Annotated in this window: 3 protein-coding genes; all 3 read right to left on the reverse strand. The window is 36.3% G+C overall.

Annotated elements, in window-relative coordinates; all coding sequences use genetic code 11:
- Positions 1–95: 95 nt before the first annotated feature.
- Entirely contained in the window at positions 96–305 is a 210-nt protein-coding gene (locus tag N1032_RS22975) for a hypothetical protein (RefSeq protein ID WP_259542640.1), read from the reverse strand.
- A 220-nt stretch (positions 306–525) separates the two neighbouring features.
- On the reverse strand, positions 526–996 hold the full coding sequence (locus tag N1032_RS22980; RefSeq protein ID WP_259542641.1) for a site-specific integrase: 471 nt from the start codon (positions 994–996) through the stop codon (positions 526–528).
- A gap of 268 nt (positions 997–1,264) precedes the next feature.
- The gene (locus N1032_RS28490) at positions 1,265–1,516 is read right to left on the reverse strand and encodes a thioredoxin family protein (RefSeq protein WP_407933072.1); all 252 of its coding nucleotides are present in this window, start codon (positions 1,514–1,516) and stop codon (positions 1,265–1,267) included.
- Positions 1,517–1,607 lie beyond the last annotated feature (91 nt).

The raw sequence follows: 1,607 nt of genomic DNA on the forward strand, positions 1-1,607 counted from the left end.
GTTAAGATAATACCTTTATTTGCTAATGGAACTGCTTGCCTAAATTCTTCAACGCCACTTCCAAACGGGTCAATGTCTATAAGGTCATACTTAACTCATTCCCATTTGAGAAGCTCAATGAGCTTCATTGCTGGTAGGTAGCTGTTGTTTTTGGTGAATTGTACGTTCTTGTCATTTGAATACACCTTTTCAGTATGTACCAACCAGTAGCTTTGCTTACCGGCGTACAAATCTAATATGGTTTTGGGTTTTAGGTGGTGGTAAAACTCTGCGTTCGTTAAATACTTCTCTGCTGCGTGTTTCACATTATACTCCCCCAATGTTTTAGCAATTCTTTTCATTTTGATAGACACTTGTGTGTAGTCCCTATCTAAACTATATGCTATTTCTTTGACAGTATAACCTTCATTTCTTAAATTGGTTGCTCACTCAATTTCTTCCTTAGTTCACTGCCTTGGTTGATTTATCACTAATGGGTTATGTTTTAACAATTTACCTTTATATTCATTTGGCATTATTGGCACATTATTCATTTGAAACACCTTTCTTTAATCTGTCATTTTCCTTTTGGAGTTCTTTGAATTGGAAATGTAGCAGTTCATATTCTTCTTCCGCCCTCATCAACTGAACCCTTTGTTCAATCAACTTACTTTGCAATTCACTGAACGTCATACCTTCATGTGTCCTGAACCTATTCATCTGTTCTAAGGCGGTGCGCATGGTTCTCTCATCATAACTAATATATTTTGCGGTTTGCGAGATGTCCGAATGATTCATGAGCACTGATATTGTTTTAATATTTATACCCATTGTGCTTAACTTGGTGGCAAAAGTGGCGCGGAGATTGTGAGAAGTGAAGACTTTTTTCTCACCTTCCTTGTTGAAACCATATTGCAGGAATATTTTATCAATGAGCCTTTCAATGGTTTTATTGGACTTACCTTTAATTCCCAATGCCCTATAGTCAATGATTGCCTTTATTGCCGCTTCGGTCAATCATATACGGTTTAGTTTATTTCCAGATTTCTTTGTTTTGATGTCAATATAATCAGCTTCCCCATTTCATTGGTTGATAATTCTATTGATTTCGGCAATTCTTGCTCCTGTCGCAAGAAAAAGGTCAGACAAAGGGTGCTTGCCACTCAATATGGCAAACTCTTTATTTGATAACGGTTTATGTACTATGTGTTGTTTTCCCATGCTTTTCCTATATATCCATTATACACAATAAATAAAAAAAATAAACCAACTATTTGATTTATTTTTATGGTTGTGGAATTTCGGCGAAATAACCGTTAACCCTTTTCACTTCATTGTTGTTTTCATCATAAATGATGAATGTCGGAAGTGAAGTCACATTGACTGATTTTGCATATTCCCTATCACTTTCGTCTGCTGATGTGTTAATGATGTCAACCTTGTTGCCCTTGGCAATGAACTCTTCAACTATAGGTGTCACCATTTGGCAAGCACCACAAGTGTCAGATTTGAAATATTCATATTTAAATATTGCCATTATTCTTCACCCTCTAGGAACTCTTGTTCTGCTTTTCACGCCTCTTGTTCTGCTTTTCACGCCTCATATTCATCCTCAAGACCTTTTGTCT

This window comes from Herbiconiux daphne (genome assembly GCF_024979295.1).
GTDB classification, from domain to species: Bacteria; Actinomycetota; Actinomycetes; order Actinomycetales; family Microbacteriaceae; genus Herbiconiux; species Herbiconiux daphnes.

What these genes read in the sequence shown, in the direction of transcription:
- N1032_RS28490 (WP_407933072.1), bottom strand. Translation starts at nt 1,516, where the DNA reads ATGGCAATATTTAAATATGAATATTTCAAATCTGACACTTGTGGTGCT.